The sequence below is a fragment of the Streptomyces sp. NPDC019224 genome (genome assembly GCF_040632605.1).
Lineage (GTDB): Bacteria > Actinomycetota > Actinomycetes > Streptomycetales > Streptomycetaceae > Streptomyces.
On the sequence record NZ_JBEYCF010000025.1, the window covers coordinates 76,277 to 96,309 of the forward strand.

The 20,033-nt window shown below is 68.8% G+C and carries 16 protein-coding genes, 2 pseudogenes and 2 CRISPR repeat arrays (1 of these 20 cut by a window edge); of the genes and pseudogenes, 15 read left to right on the forward strand and 3 right to left on the reverse strand.

Annotated elements, in window-relative coordinates; genetic code table 11:
- Positions 1-15 precede the first annotated feature (15 nt).
- Positions 16-1,202: pseudogene (locus ABZ564_RS18135) on the reverse strand (dihydrofolate reductase family protein).
- Between the two features lie 30 nt (positions 1,203-1,232).
- Positions 1,233-2,660, reverse strand: a complete 1,428-nt coding sequence (locus ABZ564_RS18140; protein WP_360856930.1) for a helix-turn-helix transcriptional regulator — start codon at positions 2,658-2,660, stop codon at positions 1,233-1,235.
- A gap of 290 nt (positions 2,661-2,950) precedes the next feature.
- Here ABZ564_RS18140 and ABZ564_RS18145 point away from each other — a divergent pair, with 290 nt between their 5' ends.
- From ABZ564_RS18145 to ABZ564_RS18165, 5 genes are all read left to right on the forward strand, one after another.
- The gene (locus ABZ564_RS18145) at positions 2,951-3,559 is read left to right on the forward strand and encodes a hypothetical protein (RefSeq protein WP_360856933.1); all 609 of its coding nucleotides are present in this window, start codon (positions 2,951-2,953) and stop codon (positions 3,557-3,559) included.
- Positions 3,560-3,859: 300 nt separating this feature from the next.
- Positions 3,860-4,021: a DUF6302 family protein gene (locus ABZ564_RS18150; protein ID WP_360856935.1), complete on the forward strand. Its 162-nt coding sequence runs from the start codon at positions 3,860-3,862 to the stop codon at positions 4,019-4,021.
- 44 nt (positions 4,022-4,065) lie between these two features.
- Positions 4,066-4,269, forward strand: coding sequence for a DUF5999 family protein (locus ABZ564_RS18155; protein WP_037830893.1), 204 nt, complete (start codon positions 4,066-4,068; stop codon positions 4,267-4,269).
- Positions 4,266-4,919, forward strand: coding sequence for a hypothetical protein (locus ABZ564_RS18160; protein ID WP_360856937.1), 654 nt, complete (start codon positions 4,266-4,268; stop codon positions 4,917-4,919). Before ABZ564_RS18155 ends, ABZ564_RS18160 begins: the two co-directional genes overlap by 4 nt.
- 323 nt (positions 4,920-5,242) lie before the next feature.
- Positions 5,243-6,496 (forward strand): IS256 family transposase, encoded by a 1,254-nt coding sequence (locus ABZ564_RS18165; protein WP_360856940.1) that lies wholly within the window; start codon positions 5,243-5,245, stop codon positions 6,494-6,496.
- Between the two features lie 31 nt (positions 6,497-6,527).
- Here ABZ564_RS18165 and ABZ564_RS18170 read toward each other — a convergent pair.
- Positions 6,528-7,309 (reverse strand): annotated as a pseudogene (locus ABZ564_RS18170) (IS256 family transposase).
- Here ABZ564_RS18170 and ABZ564_RS18175 point away from each other — a divergent pair.
- The 10 genes from ABZ564_RS18175 (at position 7,278) to cas2e (ending at position 19,835) form a co-directional block, all read left to right on the forward strand.
- Positions 7,278-7,487, forward strand: a complete 210-nt coding sequence (locus ABZ564_RS18175) for a hypothetical protein (RefSeq protein ID WP_360857004.1) — start codon at positions 7,278-7,280, stop codon at positions 7,485-7,487. The pseudogene ABZ564_RS18170 and the gene ABZ564_RS18175 overlap by 32 nt on opposite strands.
- Before the next feature lie 419 nt (positions 7,488-7,906).
- Positions 7,907-9,954: a CRISPR direct-repeat array (repeat unit 29 nt; unit sequence CGGAACACCCCCGCGTCGGCGGGGAGGAC).
- 272 nt (positions 9,955-10,226) lie between these two features.
- Positions 10,227-12,854: a CRISPR-associated helicase Cas3' gene (gene cas3 / locus ABZ564_RS18180; RefSeq protein ID WP_360856943.1), complete on the forward strand. Its 2,628-nt coding sequence runs from the start codon at positions 10,227-10,229 to the stop codon at positions 12,852-12,854.
- Complete coding sequence (locus ABZ564_RS18185) at positions 12,740-13,060, forward strand: hypothetical protein (RefSeq protein WP_360857001.1); 321 nt, start codon at positions 12,740-12,742, stop codon at positions 13,058-13,060. The genes cas3 and ABZ564_RS18185 overlap by 115 nt, the downstream gene beginning before the upstream one ends.
- A gap of 610 nt (positions 13,061-13,670) precedes the next feature.
- The gene (gene casA, locus ABZ564_RS18190; protein ID WP_360856945.1) at positions 13,671-15,257 is read left to right on the forward strand and encodes a type I-E CRISPR-associated protein Cse1/CasA; all 1,587 of its coding nucleotides are present in this window, start codon (positions 13,671-13,673) and stop codon (positions 15,255-15,257) included.
- Positions 15,258-15,331: 74 nt separating this feature from the next.
- A complete protein-coding gene (gene casB / locus ABZ564_RS18195) occupies positions 15,332-15,943 on the forward strand; it encodes a type I-E CRISPR-associated protein Cse2/CasB (RefSeq protein WP_360856948.1) in 612 nt (203 codons plus the stop codon).
- Entirely contained in the window at positions 15,940-17,103 is a 1,164-nt protein-coding gene (gene cas7e / locus ABZ564_RS18200; RefSeq protein ID WP_360856951.1) for a type I-E CRISPR-associated protein Cas7/Cse4/CasC, read from the forward strand. The genes casB and cas7e overlap by 4 nt, the downstream gene beginning before the upstream one ends.
- Positions 17,100-17,876, forward strand: a complete 777-nt coding sequence (gene cas5e / locus ABZ564_RS18205) for a type I-E CRISPR-associated protein Cas5/CasD (protein ID WP_360856954.1) — start codon at positions 17,100-17,102, stop codon at positions 17,874-17,876. The genes cas7e and cas5e overlap by 4 nt, the downstream gene beginning before the upstream one ends.
- Positions 17,873-18,523, forward strand: a complete 651-nt coding sequence (cas6e, locus tag ABZ564_RS18210) for a type I-E CRISPR-associated protein Cas6/Cse3/CasE (protein ID WP_360856957.1) — start codon at positions 17,873-17,875, stop codon at positions 18,521-18,523. The genes cas5e and cas6e overlap by 4 nt, the downstream gene beginning before the upstream one ends.
- Before the next feature lie 56 nt (positions 18,524-18,579).
- Positions 18,580-19,518, forward strand: coding sequence for a type I-E CRISPR-associated endonuclease Cas1e (gene cas1e / locus ABZ564_RS18215; RefSeq protein WP_360856959.1), 939 nt, complete (start codon positions 18,580-18,582; stop codon positions 19,516-19,518).
- Positions 19,518-19,835, forward strand: coding sequence for a type I-E CRISPR-associated endoribonuclease Cas2e (gene cas2e / locus ABZ564_RS18220; RefSeq protein ID WP_360856962.1), 318 nt, complete (start codon positions 19,518-19,520; stop codon positions 19,833-19,835). Before cas1e ends, cas2e begins: the two co-directional genes overlap by 1 nt.
- A gap of 17 nt (positions 19,836-19,852) precedes the next feature.
- Positions 19,853-20,033: direct repeats of the CRISPR family, unit length 29 nt; unit sequence GACCTCCCCGCCGACGCGGGGGTGTTCCG; it runs 1,250 nt beyond the window's last position.

Below are 20,033 nucleotides of genomic sequence, written 5' to 3' on the forward strand. Positions count from 1 at the left end.
CCCTGAATCCGAGGATCAGAGGAGGTGCCGGTTCGGCGCCTGTGCAGCGTTTGCGTACTCAGGCAGTGCAAGAACTGCGACGCCGGCTTCTTCGAGGGTTTCGGTGCCATCGGCGCCGACGACGAACGTGTCGGGTTCGCTCCAAGCGGTGACGACGCGGCGGAGGCCCACGTCGCGGATGAGCTGGGCGCAGGGGCGAGGTCGGGACGCTCGCCTGGCGCAGGGCTCCAGGGAGCTGTAGATCGTGGCGGTGGCGAGCCGGGCGTCCTCGGCGGGGAGCTTGGCGAGCGCCCCTTCCTCGGCATGGTCGTGGGGGCCGTTCTCGCGGGAGTAGCCGCGGGCGAGTTCGGTCCCGTCGGCCGCGACGATGACCGCCCCCACGCTGAAGGCGGTCTCCGAAGGTGGGCAGAGGGCGGCCAGCTCACAGGCGAGGATGAGCCAGTTGCGGTCTGCGGTGTTGGGCTCGCGGCCGGTGCCGGGGGCGCCGGCTGAAGGGGCGGTGCTCATCGGGACTCCGTCGAGGTCTCCTTGGGGGCGTACCTCAGGAGTACCACGTCGCCGATCTGGCGGGTCTCGAGAAGTCGGAGGCGGGCGGCGGGCCCGCCGGGGTAGCTCGCTGGGCCGAGCATGCGCACTGCATCAGGTTGACCGACCAGGAGCGGGGCGATGACGAGTTGGAGCTCGTCGGCCAGAGCTGCTTCGAGGAGCTGTGTGTGAACGGTTCCGCCACCCTCGACCATGAGCCGCCTGACGGCGTACTCGTCGCCGAGGATGTCGAGCGCGGCGGGCCATACAGCCTCGGCGGGGACGCTCTGAACGGTAGCCAGGTCACCGAGGCTGGCGCGAGCTTTCGCGGTGGCGGCGTGGCCCACGGCCAGGACGAGCTTGTCTCCGCCGTGGTGCCAGAACTTCCAGCCGGGGTCGAGGTCGCCCGTGCCGGTGATGGTGACCTTCAGCGGGTACTCCGGCTTTCCGGCCGCGATTCGGGACGCCCTGCGTTCCTCGGAGTTGACGAGGAGGCGGGGGTTGTCGGCGCGGAGTGTGCCGGCGCCGACAAGGATCGCGTCGACACTGGCTCGTACGGAGTCGACGCGTTCGAAGTCCTCCTTGTTGGAGAGCAGGAGCCGGTCCTCGCCCGGGCGGGTGTCGAGGTGGCCGTCGATCGATACAGCCGCGGACAGCAGGACGTACGGGCGGGGCACGGTATCTCCAGGCGGGTGTGCGCGGGTGAGTCAGGCGGGATGCAGAACGATGCGGTCGAGTGAGGCGCGGAACTCGGCGACGCCGTCCTCGCCGGTTGCGGGGGCCAGTGCCTGGTCGAGCCGGTCGAGCTGTCCGAAGATGCGCGCGGATCCGGTCTCGGCGGCGATCCCGACGGCCTGCCCGCCGATTCGGGCAGCGAGGGTCACATTGCCTGTGCCCGCGTGGGCACGCGCGGCGCGAGCGAGGTAGACACCGCGGTCCCGGCGATATGCGGGCGGGAGCATGGCGAGGGCGCCGTCGAAGCCTGCTGCGGCCTGCTCGTACTCGCCGAGCGCGGCGAGGGAGCGGGCTCGGGCGGTGCTGATGTACGCCGCGTCGAGCCAGGAGCCCCAGACGCCATCGGAGCCCGCGCGACCGAGAAGAGTCAGCGCGGTGTCGTAAGCCCTGTGGGCTTCACCGCCTTCACCGAGTACGGCATGCGCGTGAGCCTCGTGCAGAACGGCGATGACCTCGAGACGGCTTCCGGGCCGGGCGGTGCGTCGGGCGGCTGCGGCGAGGCCGAGAGCGTCAACAGGATGACCGGTGTCGACGGCGAGCTGGGCTTTACGGCCGAGGATGTACGCGGTGAGATCGGTGTCACCGGTGATGTGGGAAGCGTCCAGTGCTTTCGCGGTGTGGCCGTGGGCGGTGCGCTCGTCGCCGATGTCCTGGGCGAACCAGCCCGCCAGCTCTTCGTATCGCGTTTCCAGGGCGAGAAGCTTGATGGCGTCGGTGCCACGAGCGGCTCGGCGTCTCGTGGCAAGGGAGACGAGGTGTTGCTGCAGGGCGGGCAACACGTGCCGGGGGCCGATGAGGTTGTCGGTCTGGATCATCACCCGGCGGAGTTGCGCGAAGTGCTCAAGGGGAGACCCCATGTCGGCGAGTTCGGTGGCAGCCGCCGGCGTCGCGGCCGGCATGGCTGTCGCAGCCAGGCCGGCGATCCCTGAGGCGAGAACAGCGCGGCGGGGCATGGGCACGAAGAGGATCCTTCCGTGGATGCGGGCAGGGACGACGACCGTGTCCGTGTCGTCTGCGAGAGAGCCTGCCCGCACGACCGCGCTCATGGCCAGGGTCTCCGGGGCGCTGGCCCCATGGCCCCGTGTGCTGGCCCCATAAGTCGCTGTCCCGGCTCTGGACACCGGAGCGGGGCAGTCCTGGGGAGCCTCGCGCTCCGCGCTGTCCCAGCCACGAACCAATGCGCCGGCGGCATCGAGGATGTCGTCGAGAGTGATGGCCGCATGTTTCGGGACGGGACGTTCAGCGCGCTCGAAGCGTCCGAGATGCGAACGGTCGATCAGCGCCCGGCGTGCCAGGGCCTGCTGCGACAGCAGGCGGGCCTCGCGGAACTGGCGTAGCTCGTAACCCCAGCGGTGCCATGGGCCGGCGTCCGGAGTCAGCTCGTTCGGCTGCTGCCCCACGCTTCCTCCTCCACCGTGGACTTTCGTTCACCCGCGGTCGATGCCGGCGACACGGGCGGCTCTCCATGGGGCCTGCGGAGCCAGCGTGTGAGGCTCCATCCAGGGCCTGCCCACCGGGGTTCCGTACCGCTTTGATCGTCGGTACGAGCTGATCACACGGTATCCGAACGGCGCCTGGCACGGACCTGATTCACGTCAGTGGCGAACGTAGTGGTCGGTCGGACCGAACGCATCGCGCAACCGTCAGATGAGCCCTGCGCGGGCTGAGCACGATCCAGGGGAAGGCGACCATGAAGACAAGTAGAAGCCTGGGCGACATCATCGCCGGCTCCAGTCCACGGATCAGCCTGATGGGATCCCGGGACCGAACGGACGCCGACACTGTTCGAACCCAGGAGAGGTACCGCGAACCCGCCCCGCTGGAGCGTCCGGCGCGTAGCGGCGAGCTCGTCCGGTTCCGTCAGCAGTTCCGTCGCGAGGCGACCGAAAGGCGCGACCGCCGCTCTGGTGATCGCCGTCTTCGGGTGCTGGCGTACAGCTTGGTGCTCAGCAGGAGTGCCAGGCCGGATGAGGACTGGAACACCCTCCAGACCGAGGCTGAGCAGCGTGGCTACGCAATGGGAGCGAGGTTTCACGACGTAGCCGTTCCCGTGACCACGACGTGCCTCCCCGGCTCGGGTGCCGGCTGTGGCGTCTACACCTCCCCCTGGAAGCGCCCTGGTTGGGGGGAGGTCGAGCGACTGATCCGAGGCGGTTTCGCGGACGGCGTGATCGTCCTGGACCGGCACAACATCAGCTCCGATGACGACGAGTATCGCGCTGTGATCAAGGAGCTGGGTGAGCGGTACCAGGCGTTCATTCACCTCGTGATCCCCGAGGAGCTGTCCGGTCCGACTTGAAGGCGACCGTTGCGGTGGATGGATGCGAAGGGCTGGGGCTGGAGACAGGCCGGCGCTCAGGTTCTCCTCGTCGTCACCGTGTTCGCAGTGCTCGTCACCGTCTACCGATCCGCCTGATCGGAGGGCCGTTTTGACGTTCGAGGGATACACCACCTGGCAACACGTTTCCTGCCGCTCCGTGAGGTGGGACTCGACCTTTGCATCGTGCCTGCGGGTGACCCGCAGGGCGCGGCATGACCGCGATTAAAGAGACCTGCGCGTGCGGTGGTCGTCTCACCCGGATCCCTGCTTCGTTGTCGAGTGGGGGGAGAGAGACCACTCACGCTCGAGGGCGACCGCGCTGCCACCACCCTGGGGCGCTTCTGCGGCTACAGCGAAGCAGCCATAGCGGCCTTCATGGGGCGGTGCCACAAGTCCCCCTCTTCGGCCGTGCCCGAACCGTGTTCCCCCACGGCACCGTAGCTGGCCGAAGAGGGCCCAACTTCCCACCCGAGAGGACGAGCACCATGTGTGCGCACAACCCGCCGTGCCCCACGGCCATGGCTCCCGACAGGGAGGCCGCGCGACCCGTCGCGCACCGCCCTGAGCAGGGCTGGAGCCTGCTGTGCAACGGAGTGCTTGTCTTCGAGGACACCGGAGAACTCCTCCCCGACGGCCGTATCGTCGCCCCCCACCGGCCGCTCGCGCTCACGGTCGGAAGCGCGGCATGACGATCACCGCGGCCGACCTGGTCGTTCCGTACATCACCGCCCGTGAAGGCGAAGAGGCGGACTCCCTCCTCAACCTGAACGTACGCATCGGTCCTGGCCGGCGCCCGCGGCTCGGGTACAAGGACGAGGCAGGGCCCGACCGAGACCTCCGCGGCGTGCTGTGGGCCCGGTACTCCATGTCACTCGGCTTCGCGGGACAGCCCACCGGGAACCCGAGGTGGCGGCTGGTGCACCCGCTCCGCCAGCGCATCACGATGGCGCTCCTGCGCTGCCAGGTGTGCACGGTCCCGCTGAAGCGCAGCGACGGCATCCTCTTCGTGGAGACGGCCGATGACGGCGACGACCACACCGGGCCGGTGAAGACCGCGCAGCCGCCGGTGTGTCTGGAGCACGCCCGGATGGCGGCCCGGCGGTGCCCCCGGCTCAGGAGCAAGGGACACGTCGCCCTGCTGGCCACGCGGTTCCCGCTCTACGGCGTCATCGGCACCCCGTACCAGTACACCGCCGACGGTATCCAGCCCCTCGCCGCCTCGGACGTTCCCCTGCCCTACAACCACCCCCAGATCGGCTGGTTCCTCGCCTCTCAGCTCGTACGCGAACTGCGGAACTACGAGGTCGTCAGCCTGGACGATCTTGTGCCCGACGCATAGACGGCTGCTCGACGGTCCTGGGCAAAGGACCGGACCGTCGAGCGGCACCCCAGAGCTTCCCGGCCCGACCATCGGACTGGGATGGCCAGAACCTGAACCCATTGCGTAGTCCCGTCGCTACGCCACGGTCCTCAGTGCGCTGGCAAGCACCACCTGTCCTACACACCAAAGAATCACCTGGAGTTGTCATGACGCGAATGCGAGCAATGCTCAAGACCTGTGGATCGGCCTCGGGTTGGGGCGTGAAAGGGCGTACCTTCCCGAGTGATCGATAGGTCACCGAGTAGACCGACGGTGCGAACGTCGGTTGGGAAGGCACGCCCATGCTGAGCGTAGTCAACGAGGACGGCACGACGGAGTCCGGCTCCCTGATCGATGAGATCGTGCGGGAAGGCGCCCGCAGGATGCTTGCGGCCGCTCTGGAGGCCGAGGTCGACCAGTACATAGCCGAGTTGGCCGGCGAGAAGGACACTGCTGGTCGGCGGCTCGTGGTCCGCAGCGGCCGCCACCGGCCCCGCACCGTCGCCACCGCGGCCGGCCCGGTCGAGGTGACCGCGCCACGGGTGGACGACCGCCGCGTCGATGAGGAGACCGGCGAGCGGCAGCGGTTCTCCTCCAGGATCCTGCCGCCCTGGTGCCGCAAGTCCCCGAAGATCAGCGAGGTCCTGCCCCTGCTCTACCTGCACGGACTGTCCTCCGGCGACTTCGTGCCCGCGCTGGAGCAGTTCCTGGGCAGCTCGGCCGGCCTGTCGTCGGCGACGGTCACCCGGCTGACGAAGCAGTGGCAGAACGACCACGCCGCCTTCCAGAAGCGCGACCTGACCGGCTCCGACTATGTCTACGTGTGGGCCGATGGCGTCCACCCCAAGATCCGCCTCTCCCAGACCCACTCCTGCCTGCTGGTCCTGATGGGCGTGCGGCGCGACGGCCGTAAGGAACTGATCGCCGTGGAGGAGGGTCTGCGGGAGTCCTCGGAGTCCTGGGCCGATCTGCTGCGGGACTGCCGGCGGCGCGGCATGCGAGACCCTGAGATCGTTGTCGGGGACGGTGCGATGGGGTTGTGGAAGGCCCTCGCGGAGGTGTTTCCGCAGGCCAGGCACCAGAGGTGCTGGGTTCACAAGATCCGTAACGTGGTCAACGCCCTGCCGAAGTCCGCGCAGCCAGGGGCGAAGAAGGCGATGCAGGAGATCTACAACGCCGAGGACCGAGCGCATGCCGAGAAGGCGGTCAAGGCGTTCGCGACGGCCTACGGCGCGAAGTGGCCCAAGGCCGTCAAGAAGATTGCCGACGAGCAGGACGAGCTCCTGGCGTTCTACGACTTCCCGGCCGAGCACTGGATCCATCTCCGCACGACAAACCCCATCGAATCTACCTTTTCCGTGGTGAAGCTTCGGACCAAGGTCACGCGCGGGGCCGGGAGCGCGGCGGCGGCCCTGGGGATGGTCTTCAAGCTCGTCGAATCCGCCCAGGCCCGCTGGCGGGCGGTCACCGCACCGCACCTCGTCGCCGAGGTTCGCGACGGCGTTCGCTTCAAGAACGGCAAGCGCATCGAGCAGAACCAAGAGGCAGCAGCCTGATCCACTTCAACTGATCCACAGGTCTTGACAATTACTCCGCTGCCCAGGCGGCGCCGAGCATGACCTTGCGGATGGCTTTGACCAGGCCGCTGTGGCTGTCGGAGATGACCAGACGGACCCCGCTCAGGCCGCGCTCGCGCAACGAGCGCAGGAACGTGGCCCAGAAGGCCTCGGTCTCGCTGTCGCCGACCATGAGGCCCAGGACCTCACGGCCGCCGTCCTCGGTGACACCGGTGGCGATGACTACCGCCTGGGAGACGATCCGGTGGTCCACGCGGGCCTTGACGTAGGTTGCGTCGAGATAGACGTAAGGGAAGCGGGTGTGGTCCAGGGGGCGTGCGCGGAACGCGTCGAGATCGCCGCAGATCCTCGAGACCTCGCTCTTCGATATACCGGTGTCGGAGCCGAGTGCCTCGACCAGGTCATCGACGCTGCGGGTGGAGACGCCGTGGACGTAGGCCTCCGTGACGACTGCGTAGGGGGCCTGGTCGGCACGGCGCCGGCGCTCCAGCAGGCTGGGGAAGAAGCTGCCGGCCGTAGTTTCGGGATCGCGAGCTCGAGGTCGCCGGCCTGAGTGGTCACCGTCTTGTCCCGGTGCCCGTTGCGGTAGCCCGTCCGCGTGGTCGTCTGCTCGTTCCACTCGGCGCCGATGTGCGCGGTGACCTCGGCCTCGATCAGCTCCTGCAACAATCGCTCGGCGACTTCACGCAGGAGTTCAAGACCATTCGCCGAACGCAGTGACTCCAGCAGGCGAAGTAGGTCATGCCGGGACAAGGCCACCGTGTACCTCCTTGGGTCGAACTGCCCGTTCACCCAGGACAGTTACACGGTGGCCGCCCTCGTGTTCAGGGAGCACTCGCAGGCAGTCGACGCACACGACGGCTCAGAACAGGCGCACATTCCCGCCAAGATCGGCTACACCACTCCACGGGACGCCATCGAGGGCTCGCTGCCCTCCTGCGACAGCAAGAGGAGGATGTGCTGCCACTGAGGTGGCGTCAGCGCGATTTCGATCAGCGCCTCGCGGGGTGAGTCTGCTTACTCCGCTGTGCTCTCGATCCGGTGCATCCCCATGATCGCCAGCGCATTGAGGAAGAAGCGGTTGCTGCGGCTGACGCACGGCTCGTGGTGTGCCGGCCCCGCCAGAGCACGCGGCTGCGGAAATCGCCACGGCCCTTTGTGATCCATGGGGGGAACGGTACTCGGGGGTCAGTGAGTTGTCATGGGAGGGAAGCCTGCTGGCTCGCATAGCGACGTACCTATGGCCCGTTGGCCACGGAACCCGGCGTACAGCCTGACTCGTATGCCGCCACCTCCGGTTTTGCCTGCGAAAGTGCCCTTCGGGCGGCCGAAGACCCATCGCACCGAGGGGGCGCGTATCCGCGGGTGCGGGTGGTGGCGCTGGCCGAGTGTGGCACCCCCGCGTCGGCGGGGAGGACGGCGCCCGGCCGTCGTTGTGGCGGCACCGCAACGGAACACCCCCGCGTCGGCGGGGAGGACCGGCCTGTGAGTACGTGCACCCCGAACAACAGCGGAACACCCCCGCGTCGGCGGGGAGGACGCCGTGCCGTACATGGACCGCGGCGCCATGTTCGGAACACCCCCGCGTCGGCGGGGAGGACGTGGGCAACTTGACCGACGACCCGGAACTCCGCGGAACACCCCCGCGTCGGCGGGGAGGACGCATCCGACGACGACGGCGGCGGTGGTGGTGGCGGCGACGGAACACCCCCGCGTCGGCGGGGAGGACAACCCGCCCGCGCGCGACTTCGGAATGAAGCTCGGAACACCCCCGCGTCGGCGGGGAGGACATGCTCTGTGCCCCCCACGCCCACGCCTCCAGCGGAACACCCCCGCGTCGGCGGGGAGGACTCGACAACGGCCCGATCGACGGATGGACACGTCGGAACACCCCCGCGTCGGCGGGGAGGACAACGGCGGTTCGGCGTACGGCCCGTTCAGCCGCGGAACACCCCCGCGTCGGCGGGGAGGACGCCCTGGATCAGGGGGCCTCGGTCCGATGGACCGGAACACCCCCGCGTCGGCGGGGAGGACATGGGCGCACTCGCCATTCCACGTAACGCGGCCGGAACACCCCCGCGTCGGCGGGGAGGACCTCTACGTGACCCGCTCCAACGCGGGCCCCACCGGAACACCCCCGCGTCGGCGGGGAGGACGGACACGGGCCGACCCTGGAAGATGAGGTGGTCGGAACACCCCCGCGTCGGCGGGGAGGACCCGCCCGACCCCCCTCCCTTCCCGCTAGCCGTCGGAACACCCCCGCGTCGGCGGGGAGGACGCCATCACCCGCACGATGTGCGGCTGGGAGACCGGAACACCCCCGCGTCGGCGGGGAGGACCGGCCTGCGAGTACGTCCACCCCGAACATCAGCGGAACACCCCCGCGTCGGCGGGGAGGACTGCTCGTGTCCGACTACGGCGTGCCGGACGATCGGAACACCCCCGCGTCGGCGGGGAGGACGGCGGGGTGGACAACGGCGTGTGGCTGGAGGACGGAACACCCCCGCGTCGGCGGGGAGGACGTCTCCGCGGCCTTCTCGGCGGCGCTCTCGGCCGGAACACCCCCGCGTCGGCGGGGAGGACTCACGAAGGCGACGGGGTGGCGGGGCATCGACCGGAACACCCCCGCGTCGGCGGGGAGGACGAGCGGGTGCCGACGCCCCAGGACTCGGACGCCGGAACACCCCCGCGTCGGCGGGGAGGACCGTACGGCGACTCTCGGCCCATCAGGACTGGCCGGAACACCCCCGCGTCGGCGGGGAGGACGCTCCCGCAGGTCCTGCAGACGCTTGCCGAGAAGGAACACCCCCGCGTCGGCGGGGAGGACGGGACGGTCTGGCCGTCGGCCCGCTGGTGGGTCGGAACACCCCCGCGTCGGCGGGGAGGACCGCTACGGCGAGATTGGCGGGGTCGACCCGCGCGGAACACCCCCGCGTCGGCGGGGAGGACTGTCCGGCGGACTCATTGAGATTATCGACGCGCGGAACACCCCCGCGTCGGCGGGGAGGACGCAGATCCGCAAGCTCGCCGGTGGCAAGCGCGTGGAACACCCCCGCGTCGGCGGGGAGGACCAGCCGAACAACTGGCGGCAGGCCGACCCCGACGGAACACCCCCGCGTCGGCGGGGAGGACGTGGGCGGTGGAGCCGCCCTTGTCTGGTCCGGCGGAACACCCCCGCGTCGGCGGGGAGGACGCGCTCGGCACCCTCGCGCTGCTGCGCAAGGGCGGAACACCCCCGCGTCGGCGGGGAGGACTGAGCCTGGTGCCCACCATCTACGCCGCAGCCCGGAACACCCCCGCGTCGGCGGGGAGGACTACCGGCTGGACGGTGACGACTACCCGGCCCGCGGAACACCCCCGCGTCGGCGGGGAGGACCGCAGGGGCCCAGGTCTCAGGTCGTGCTCATCCGGAACACCCCCGCGTCGGCGGGGAGGACACTTCCTGACCTGCGACTCAAGAGGGGCTTTGCATGTTCTTTGCCATTCTCGAGGGGGTGAGGCGCTCAGTCAGTCGCATGGCATCACCTTATCCAGGTGCGGCGTACAAAGTTGCCGAGGTGAGCATGGAGGCATTGTCAGTGCCCGGGGCGCGAGCACCGGAACCCGAGTATGGGCGCCAATGTCAGTGCCGAGTGCTTGGATACGACTCGGCGGCGGCATTGCTTCCGCTGCCGGGGCGGGGCCGAGTAGCGAAGTGGAGCGGGTTGGCGTGCTGCACAGGCAGAACATGCTGGACGAGTCGGCGTGGGGGAAGTCCCGTGGGCTGGATCCGGCGCTGTCCCCCTACCCGCTGGTAAGACACCTTCTTGATGCGGCCGCGATGGCGCTTCACTTGTGGGACGTGTACCTGGCGGGCAATCAGAGGGCGCGTATAGCCGACGGGATGGGTCTGGCCGGGGATTTGAACCGTGCTCGGGCGCTCGTCGGGCTGTGTGCCGGCCTGCACGACATCGGGAAGCTCTCGGGGTTCCAATTTTGTTCATGGCGAGCTGCGCAGTTCCTCAGCAGCGAACTGGCATCGGGCAGCGAGCGGATGAGTGCCGAGCGGGCCGCGCATGACGTGGCGGGCATGACTGCCGCGGCCGAGGTGCTGAAGGCGCTGGGCTTCGAGGACGACGAAGAGATGAGCGCCACTGAACGAGTGGCGGAAATCATCGGCGGTCATCACGGCCGCTTCCACCGTCTGGAGAACGGCGTCGGGCAAGCATTTCTCGGTGATGCAGCGTGGGCCAGGCAGCGGGCCGCGCATGCCACAGCGGTGCACGAAGCGCTGGGGACTCCGACGGCGCCTGGCTCATTCGAGGCTCCTGTTGCCGTGTTGGTGACGGGGGTGGTGATTCTCGCGGACTGGCTGGTGAGTCAGGAGGGGTACCTCCGGCAACGCCAGCGGACGCTTGAGCCTTCGCTGGCCGCTCATTTCCGGCGTTCGCAGGCGGACGCGGTCACGTTGCTGCGGGATGCCGGGCTGACGCCGGTGAAATTGGAGCGTAAGGACTTCGCCGAGGCGTACGGCATCGCTGGGGAGCCGAATCCTCTGCAGCAGTCGGTTATGGACGAGCTGCCGGCTGCGGTGGGTGCCGGGAGGCGGGGCGGCATCATGCTGGTGACCGCTGCACCTGGTGACGGCAAGTCGGAGACTGCTCTGGAGGCGGAGCGGATTCTGTCCAAGACCTTCGGTACGCATGGGTATGGGTTCCTGCTGCCGACGATGGCCACCAGTGACCAGATGTACGAGCGGCTCGCAAGGACCTTGCGGAACCAGTCCGGCGAGGACGCCGGGCTGACCTTGGTGCATAGCATGGCGTGGCTCAGCAGCGCCTACGCCGACGACGACTTGGACGGCGAGACGGTGGTTACCTGCGACGGCGACGAGGCTCCGGCCGGGCGCCGCCGCCGGGAGGCCGACATGCGGCCGGGGAGGTGGCTGCGTGGAGCGAAGCGGCCGCTGCTGGCGCAGTTCGCGGTCGGGACGATCGACCAGGCCCTGATGGCTGTCCTGCCGGTGCGGCACAACGCTCTGCGGATGCTGGCCCTGTCGAACAAGACGTTCATCGTGGACGAGGCGCACGCCTACGACCCGTACATGCAGGTGCTGCTGGGCCGGTTGCTGAACTGGCTGGGCTTCTACGGAGTGCCGGTCGTGCTGCTGTCGGCGACCTTGCCGGGCTCGGTCGGCGACCGGTTGATCAAGGAGTACCTGAAGGGTGCGGGCCACAAGTCGACGGCTCTGAAGCGGCAGACGTTCCCGGCGCCGTACCCGGGCTGGCTGTACGTCGACGGCGAGACCGGCACATGCGCGCAGATGTCCCAGACTCGCCAGAGGGAGCAGGCCCGCACGCGGAACATGCGGCTCAGGGTGGAGGTCGAGCGAGTCGTCCACGGGGAGAAGGGTGTGGCGGCGGACCGAATTGCGGTGATCAAGCGACTGTTGGAGCCGGTCGCGAGGGGTCATGGCGGCACCGCCTTGGTGGTGTGCAACACGGTGGGTGACGCGCAGGAGACGTATCTGCAGCTCCGCGAAGAGATCGGCCGGCGCTCCCATGAGGAGGGGAGCGACGTGCAACTGCTGCATGCCCGTTTCCCAGGAGATGTGCGGGAGGAGCGCACGGCCGCGGTCACCGCGGGGTTGAACCGGAGCGGTCCGAGACCGGCCAGGCGGGTCGTGGTGGCCACGCAGGTCGTCGAACAGTCCCTGGACTTGGACGCGGACCTCGTCATCAGCGATCTTGCCCCCCTGTCGTTGCTGCTGCAGCGGGCGGGCCGCTGCTGGCGGCATGAGAATCACTGGCAGAGGCACGGATACCCCGAGGGGCGCGGTCGCCCCGAGTGGGCGAGTGGGCCGCGTCTCGTCGTCCTTGATCCCTTGGCGGGCGGTGGGCGGATGCCGGTGCAGTGGGGTGAGGTGTACTCCGAGCACCTGCTCGGCAAGACCTCGCGGAAGCTGGCCGAGATCGAGGAGGACGGCATCGCCATTCCAGAGGATGTGCAGGGGTTGGTCGAGGCGGTCCACGGTGACAGCGAGGACTTCGACTGGAACGTCTCCGGCAGCCGCGAGGCGAAGGCGTGGGCGGAGCACAAGGGGAAGGAGACCGCGGAGCGGAGCATGGCCGCGCTGCGCGCCGTGCCCGGCAGGTTGCCGAGCTCCATGACCTGCATGACATGGAGGGTGAAGAGGACGAGTGGGAGGTGTCGACTCGTCTGGGCGCGGACTCGGTGCGCCTCCTGTGCGCATACGCCCAGGAGGACGGCCAACTCACTCTCGATGCCGAAGGTGAGCAGCCGCTACCGGAAGCGCCCGAGGACGGCAGGATGCCGGCCTCATCCGTCCGGCAGGTGATGCGCCGCACCATCCCCGTCCGCGCCGACTGGTTCCGTGATGCCGAGCCGGAGAGCCTCAGTCCGCCCTCCTCATGGGCCGAACACCCCGTGCTGGGGGACCTTCGAGTCCTCCGTCAGCAGGTCCGCCGGGGCAAGGCCCAGGCAGTGAAGGTCGGCGACAAGACGCTGTCCTTGGACCAAGACCTGGGCCTCGTCCGCGTTTAGAGGGACATGGCTGCAGAGGGAGCACCCCCACATCGGCGGGGAAGGCGTTGAGCTGTCCTCAGCCCCGCGCTCTCCAACTGAAACACCCCCACATCGGCGGGGAGCCGGTCGCGCTAAGTACGGCGACCGCCTCCCTCGAGGCTATCGGGAGAAGCCGCGGTACGCCTTCCCCGCCCCGGCCAATAGAAGCAGGCACGATCCGATGGTGGCCGGGTCCGGCCTCGTGCTGACGACGATCACGATGATGGCGATCACCAGCACCCAGGGCGCCGACGAAGCCCAGGAAGCGGGTGCAGTTAGGACTCGGTAAACGAGGTCTCCTCGGGTCAACTTCTTTGTGTTGGGCGGCAGTTCTACCGGGATCAGGTCCTGGTGCGCAAATCGATCAAGCTCCCCTCCTCATCTTAGGAACTCCTCCACCCCTCACTCTCCAACCTTCTGAGATCCCGTCACATGTATCACCGAAAGGTGCTCTACTGGTTCGCCAGTACGGAACGGGACCCTTGTGTCAGTGGTGGGTGCTTGAATGCGAAGCGCGACTCGGACGGCGGTTCGCTGGGACCTTGGCGTGCTGCTTCGTGCTGACCATGTTTGTGGAGGGGGCTGTTCGATGTCTGGGGGGTTCGACCTGCGGGACGAGCCATGGATTCCGGTGCGACTGCTGACTGGGGAGTCGGCGCGGCTGGGACTGCGGCAGGTGTTCAAGCAGGCTCATGAGATCGAGGACCTGGAGCTGCCGGTGCCACCGGCAGCAGCTGGGCTGATGCGGATCCTGGCAGCCATCACGGCCAGGATTGCCGGCGATGGAGACGACCGTCTCGATGCCCTCGACGTTGCTGAGAACATCAAGGACTGGCTCGATCTGCGTCGGCGGGTTCTGCGGGCCGGTCGATTCGACCCAGAGGCCGTGGACAGGTACTTCGACAAGGAGGTGCCGTCAGGCAGGTTCGACCTGTTCGACCCGGAGCGGCCGTTCCTGCAGGAACCGCGGCTTCGTACCGAATGCGTGGACCCCAAGGGTGCGCCGAACCCGTCGGGTGTGAACAAGCTGGTGATGGGACGGCCGACCGGCATCAACGGCGCGGTCCTGTTCGGTCATTTCACCGACATCGCTCCTGTACCCGTACCGGCCGCGGAAGCCGCCTGGCATCTGATCGCCCAGCTCTACTTCGGGCCGTCCGGCCAGTGCACGCCTCGGCGCATCACCGAGGGCCGGGCCGGCAGTGGCGATGCGGCGCCTCTGCGGAAGTCGGTCTCGTACTTCCCGTGGGGTCGTGACCTGTTCACCTCGCTGGTCCTGGCCGTGCCGAGGCCGCAGGACGAGGAGCTCGGGGAGAACGAGGACGTCTGCCCCTGGGAGGGTGAACTTCTCGACCCGCTGAAACCTCTCCCTGCGATGACGTGGCCAGGGCGAATGCTGACCGGCCGGTTCCGGCACGCCGTGCTGCTGGTCCCGTCGTCGGACGGCCGACAGGTGACGGACGCGTACATCACCTGGTCCACGCACGCGCAGGCCCCTGCGGTGCGGGACCCGTACCAGATCCTCGACCGCCGCAAGGACGGGAACTTTCAGCCTCGCGAGGCCGACGGCGCCCGTGCGCTGTGGCGTGACCTGGACGCCCTGCTGCTGAAGGACGACCGGCAGGACACCCAGCGGCCGCCCGCCCTTGGTGCACTGCCCAGGACCCTGCTGCCCACGCTGCGGGTGCGCGCCTACGGTTTCGACCAGGACGGCCAGCAGAAGGACAGCGTCTGGTTCGCGTCGACGACTCCCCGGGTCCTGACCTGGCTGGAGGAGAACGACGAGGAGATGGCCCATCACGTCAAGCGCTGTCATGCCTCCGCAGAAGACGTGGGCGACCGGCTGGATTTCGCGGCCAGGGTCGCCTGGAAGATCGCCACGGACTCCAACGTCGATCCCTCGCCGAAGGCGAAGGTCAAACTCGACGCCCGCAAGCCCGGCCCCTGGGCCTCGGCCGCTATGACCCGGTATTGGTCGAAGGCCGAGAGCGAGTTCTGGCAGCTGACCAAGGCTGAGCGGCGGACGGACCGACCCATTGAACCGTTCGTCCACGCCGCCTTGTCGGCGTTGGACGAGGCGATCGGCCCGTCCAGCCGGGCAGACATCAGGGTGGCGCGCGCCCGGCACCGCGCCCGCTCGATGCTGCACGCGCTCCTGAGCCCCAACGCCGGCTGAGCCGGCTCCGACCATCCTGTGCACGCTGACCTCCTGTCAGCGTTCTCACCCATTCCCCGTACCAGGGATGCCTCATGACCGATTCCACGGTGGCCGCTGCGCCGCCGAAACACGACAGGTTCATCTCCTACGTCCACGACCTGTGCCAGGACAACCGCACCCGTGCCGAGCTGCGCCGCGGCCTGGGCCTGCCGGTCGAGCGGTGCAACTACATGCACCGCTACCTCGTCCCCTGGCTTCACCAGCACGACGACGTCACTTACCCGGACACCCGCCGGGCCTACTACGGGGTGGCCTCGCTGATCGCGGCGCGCCCACGCGTCGCCCGGCAGACCGAGCCGGCCAACACCTCGGCCACCGCCTGGTACCTGCGTCCGAATCTGGGGGCCGTGCTCGGCGAGGCCGTCAAGAAGGACGTCATGAAGCCGGGCACGGCCGAGAGCGCTTTGCACCTGATCTCCCGGCAGAGCAGCGATGCGGTTCACCGGACGCTTCCCTCCCTGACCCGGCAGCTCTTGAGCGGTGGCATCGCGGTCGACTGGGCGGTCCTGCTGAAGGACCTGTCCTGGTGGACCCAGGACCGCGACTCCATTGCTACCCGCTGGCTCGACCAGTACTTCCGCCGCTCCATTCCCACCGGCGTCACCGACACCACCCCCACTCTTCCCGAGGAGAACGAGCGATGACCCTCTACCTGGACCTGAACGCCCTGCAGTCGGTGCCGGCCGCGAACCTGAACCGTGACGACCTCGGGTCTCCGAAGCAGGTGCGCTATGGCGACGCGCTGCGTATCCGGGTCTCCAGCCAGTCCTGGAAGCGTCCCATCCGCCTCGGTGTGGAGAAGGACCTCGGGGAGAAGGCGGCCCGCACCCGCCTCGTGCCGGTGAAGGTGCAGCAGACGCTCGAGCGGGCGGGCTGGCCCGCCGACCTGGCCGCGTTCGCCGGCTCCCAGGTCGCGGTGAGCGCCGGCAGGAAGGGCATCGGGCTGGAGGCCGCCGGCCACACTTCGGTGCTGCTGTTCCTGCCGGAGGCGGCCGTTGAGGAGCTCGCCATCGTGTGTGCCGAGCACCGCGAGGCGCTGGAAACCGCCATGTCGAAGGCGGCGAGTGCAAAGAAGGGTGTCAAGGCCCCGCAGGTACTGCCCCCGAACACGATCGAGGAGATCCTCAAGCGGCGCACCGCCTCCATCAGCCTGCTGGGACGCATGCTCGCCGAGCTGCCGGACGCCAACGTCGATGGCGCCGCTCAGGTCGCGCACGCCTTCACCACACACGCGGCTGAGCCGCAGCGGGACTACTTCACCGCGGTCGACGACTGGCTGGGGGAGTCCGAGACAGGTAGCGGGCACCTGGACACCGCCGAATTCGCCGCCGGCGTCTTCTACCGGTACGGGACCGTCAACGTCACCGACCTGCTGAAGAACCTCGAGGGAGACGTCAAGGCCGCCCGTACGGTGCTGGCCTCGTTCGCCGAGCATTTCCTGATGTCGTTGCCGCAGGCCAAGAAGAACTCGACGGCCCCGCACACGCTGCCGGACCTCGCGTACCTGGCGGTGCGTGAGCACCGGCCGCTGTCGCTGGCCGCAGCCTTCGAAACCCCTGTGACCGCCGACCGGCAGGGGGGCTTCTCCAAGCCGTCCCGCCAGGCGCTCGACACCTATACCGTCAACATCAACCGGCTCACCGGCGACCGCCACCGGCCCTTCCACGGGCACACGGTCATCGACCCGCAGGAGAAGCCCAAGGGCCTCGGCACCGCCCACGAGTCCTACCACCAGCTCGTGGAGGCCGCCGTCGAGGCCGCGATCAGCGCCGCCGACAGCACGGTCGTGGGAGCCCAGCAGTGAGTGGACTGCTGCTGAGGCTGGCCGGTCCCCTGCAGTCCTGGGGTGAACGCTCGGCGTTCACTCCGGTGCGGGAGACCGCCTCCTTCCCGACCCGTTCCGCACTCGTCGGCATGTTCGCCGCGGCCGAGGGCATCGCCCGCGGCGACACCGCCGGCCTTACAAAGTACGAGCAGGTGCGGCTGACGGTGCGAGTCGACCGGCCGGGCGTGCTCCTGGAGGACTACCACACCGCCGGCGGCGGCTTCCTCAAAGAACGCACTGCCGCCACCAGCGGCGGCAGCAACAAGGCCGCGGCCGTCATCACCCGTCGCCAGTACCTCACCGACGCGGTCTTCGTCGTCGCCGTCATCGCTCCCGACGACCTGGCGGAGCAGCTCGCGGCCTCACTGCGGCGCCCCTACTGGGCGCCGTATCTGGGCCGGCGCTCCTGCGCACCCGACGAGCCGTTCCTCCTGCGCCGGCACGTCGACGATCCCGAGGCGGAGCTGCTGACCGGAGTACCGCTCACCTGCCCCGAACCCCGTGATGACACAGAGGAAGCAATTGCGGTGCAGTTCCTCCGAGAACGTCCTCTTCCCGACGGCGGTTCCGGCGCTGCGGCCGACGTCATCGAGGTCAACGACATGCCGGTCAGCTTCGCTCCACACGGACGGGCCCACGCCGGCCGCCGTCTCTACCGCACTGTCGAGCCGGTGAGCCGCGCTCTGGCAGGACCTCAGAAGACCCTGCTCACGCGTCTGATCGACTACGCCCACGCCGAGGGACACGCATGAACGACGAGCCGGTGATCGCCCGGATCCGCCTCAACCCGTACAACCGCGACGTACAGCGGGATCTTCGCGACGCCACCGAAATGCATCGCACGGTGATGCGTATGGTGCCCGACGGCCTCGGGGACTCCCCCCGCCGCCAGGTGGGCCTGCTCTACCGCCTTGACGAGACCGACACCACCAGCACCCTCCTCGTCCAAGCGAACCGCCTTGACCCCGCCCGTCTTCCGGCCGGGTACGGGCAGGCAGACATCAAGAGCCTCACCCCCATGTTCACAGCCCTGCGCAAAGGGCTGGCCGTCCGCTACCGCATCGTCCTCAACCCCGCCAAGCGTGAGCGCCTTCCCCTGGAGGCCAAAGGAAAGCGCGGCCGGGTCGTGCCACTCTCCGGGGCGGACGCCGACCAGTGGTGGCTGCGCCGGGCGGCCGACGCGGGCTTGCAAGTCCACGTCCTGACGCCCACCAACATGCCGCCGGTCCGCCCCCGCCGGCAGGACCCCGACGGCATGCGGCACAGCCTGATCCGCTACGACGGCACCGCAACCGTCACCGACCCCGACGCCCTCCACGAGGCTGTCCTGACCGGCATCGGACGCGGGAAACCGTACGGAGCCGGACTGCTCAGCCTGGCCCCCGCACCGGCCGCATGAGCGCCCCGAGAAGAAGAGGCGACGCCCGGCGGCGCCTCGCCTCCCCCACTCTTGCCATGCTGCCCCGCGTCGCCGACTCCCTGTCTTTCCTCTACCTGGATATGGTTCGCGTCGTCCAGGACGACACTGGAGTCTGCGCCCAGATTCAGGTGGATCCCCAGCGCACCGACCTCGTCTACATCCCCACCGCGGCACTGTCGTGCCTCCTCCTCGGCCCGGGCGTCTCCATCACCACACCCGCCCTGAACACCCTGGCCCGCCACGGAACCACCGTCGTCTCCGTCGGATCCGGAGGAGTACGCGCCTACGCCGGCATCCTCTCCGACTCCCTGACCACCCACTGGCTGGAACAGCAGGTCGCCTGCTGGTCCGACTCCGCACGACGCCTCGACGTCGCCGTACGCATGTACCGCATGCGCTTCCAGGACGCCGACCTTCCCGAGGCTGTCACCCTCGACCAACTCCGCGGCCTCGAAGGCCAGCGGATGAAAGCCTTCTACAAGATCCTGGCCCAGCAGCACGGCATCGGCCGCTTCCGCCGCAACTACCACCCCGACCAATGGGACTCCCAGGACCCCGTCAACCTCGCCCTGTCCGCAGCCAGCGCCTGCCTCTACGGCATCGTCCACGCCGCGCTGCTCGCGCTCGGCCTCTCTCCTGCCCTCGGCTTCGTCCACACCGGTAAGCAGCACTCCTTCGTCTACGACATCGCCGACCTCTACAAGGCCGAGACCACCCTTCCCCTGGCCTTCGCCCTCCACAATTCCGACAACCCCGAACAGGAAGCACGCCGCCGCTTCCGTGAAGACCTACGCCTCCTCAAGCTCCTCCCGCGCATCGTCCGGGACGTCCAGAGCCTCCTGACGCCAGGCTCCACGGATGCCACCGACGAGGACGAGCCGCAGGAGAAGCGCGACGTCCAGCTGGTCCACCTCTGGGACCCCAAGGCCGGTGCCCTTCCAGCCGGTGTCAACTACGCGGCCCGAGGTGAATGATGCCGTCCATGCTCGTGATCGCTACCACGGCCGTTCCTGACCACCTCCGCGGAGCACTCAGCCGCTGGACCAGCGAAGTCGTCCCCGGCATCTTCGTCGGAAGCGTCTCCGCCCGTGTCCGCGACCAACTCTGGCAAGCCGTCACCGACACTGTCGGCAACGGTGCTGCCGTCCTCGTCCACCCCGCCCCCACCGAACAGGGCTACAGCATCCGAACCGCCGGCACCCGCCGCCGCGTCCCCGCCGACTTCGACGGGCTTACCCTGATTCGCATGACCGCCGCACCAAAGGCAAAGGAAATGCAAAGTCCCTCTTAAGGTGCAGGTCAGGAAGTGACCTCCCCGCCGACGCGGGGGTGTTCCGGGGGAATGAAGGGTGGGCGGGTCGGGCCCGCGGACCTCCCCGCCGACGCGGGGGTGTTCCGATCAAGGTCATCACCGTGGCACTCGGCGAAGAGACCTCCCCGCCGACGCGGGGGTGTTCCGGGGCTGTCAGCGTGCAGTGTCTGCGACAGA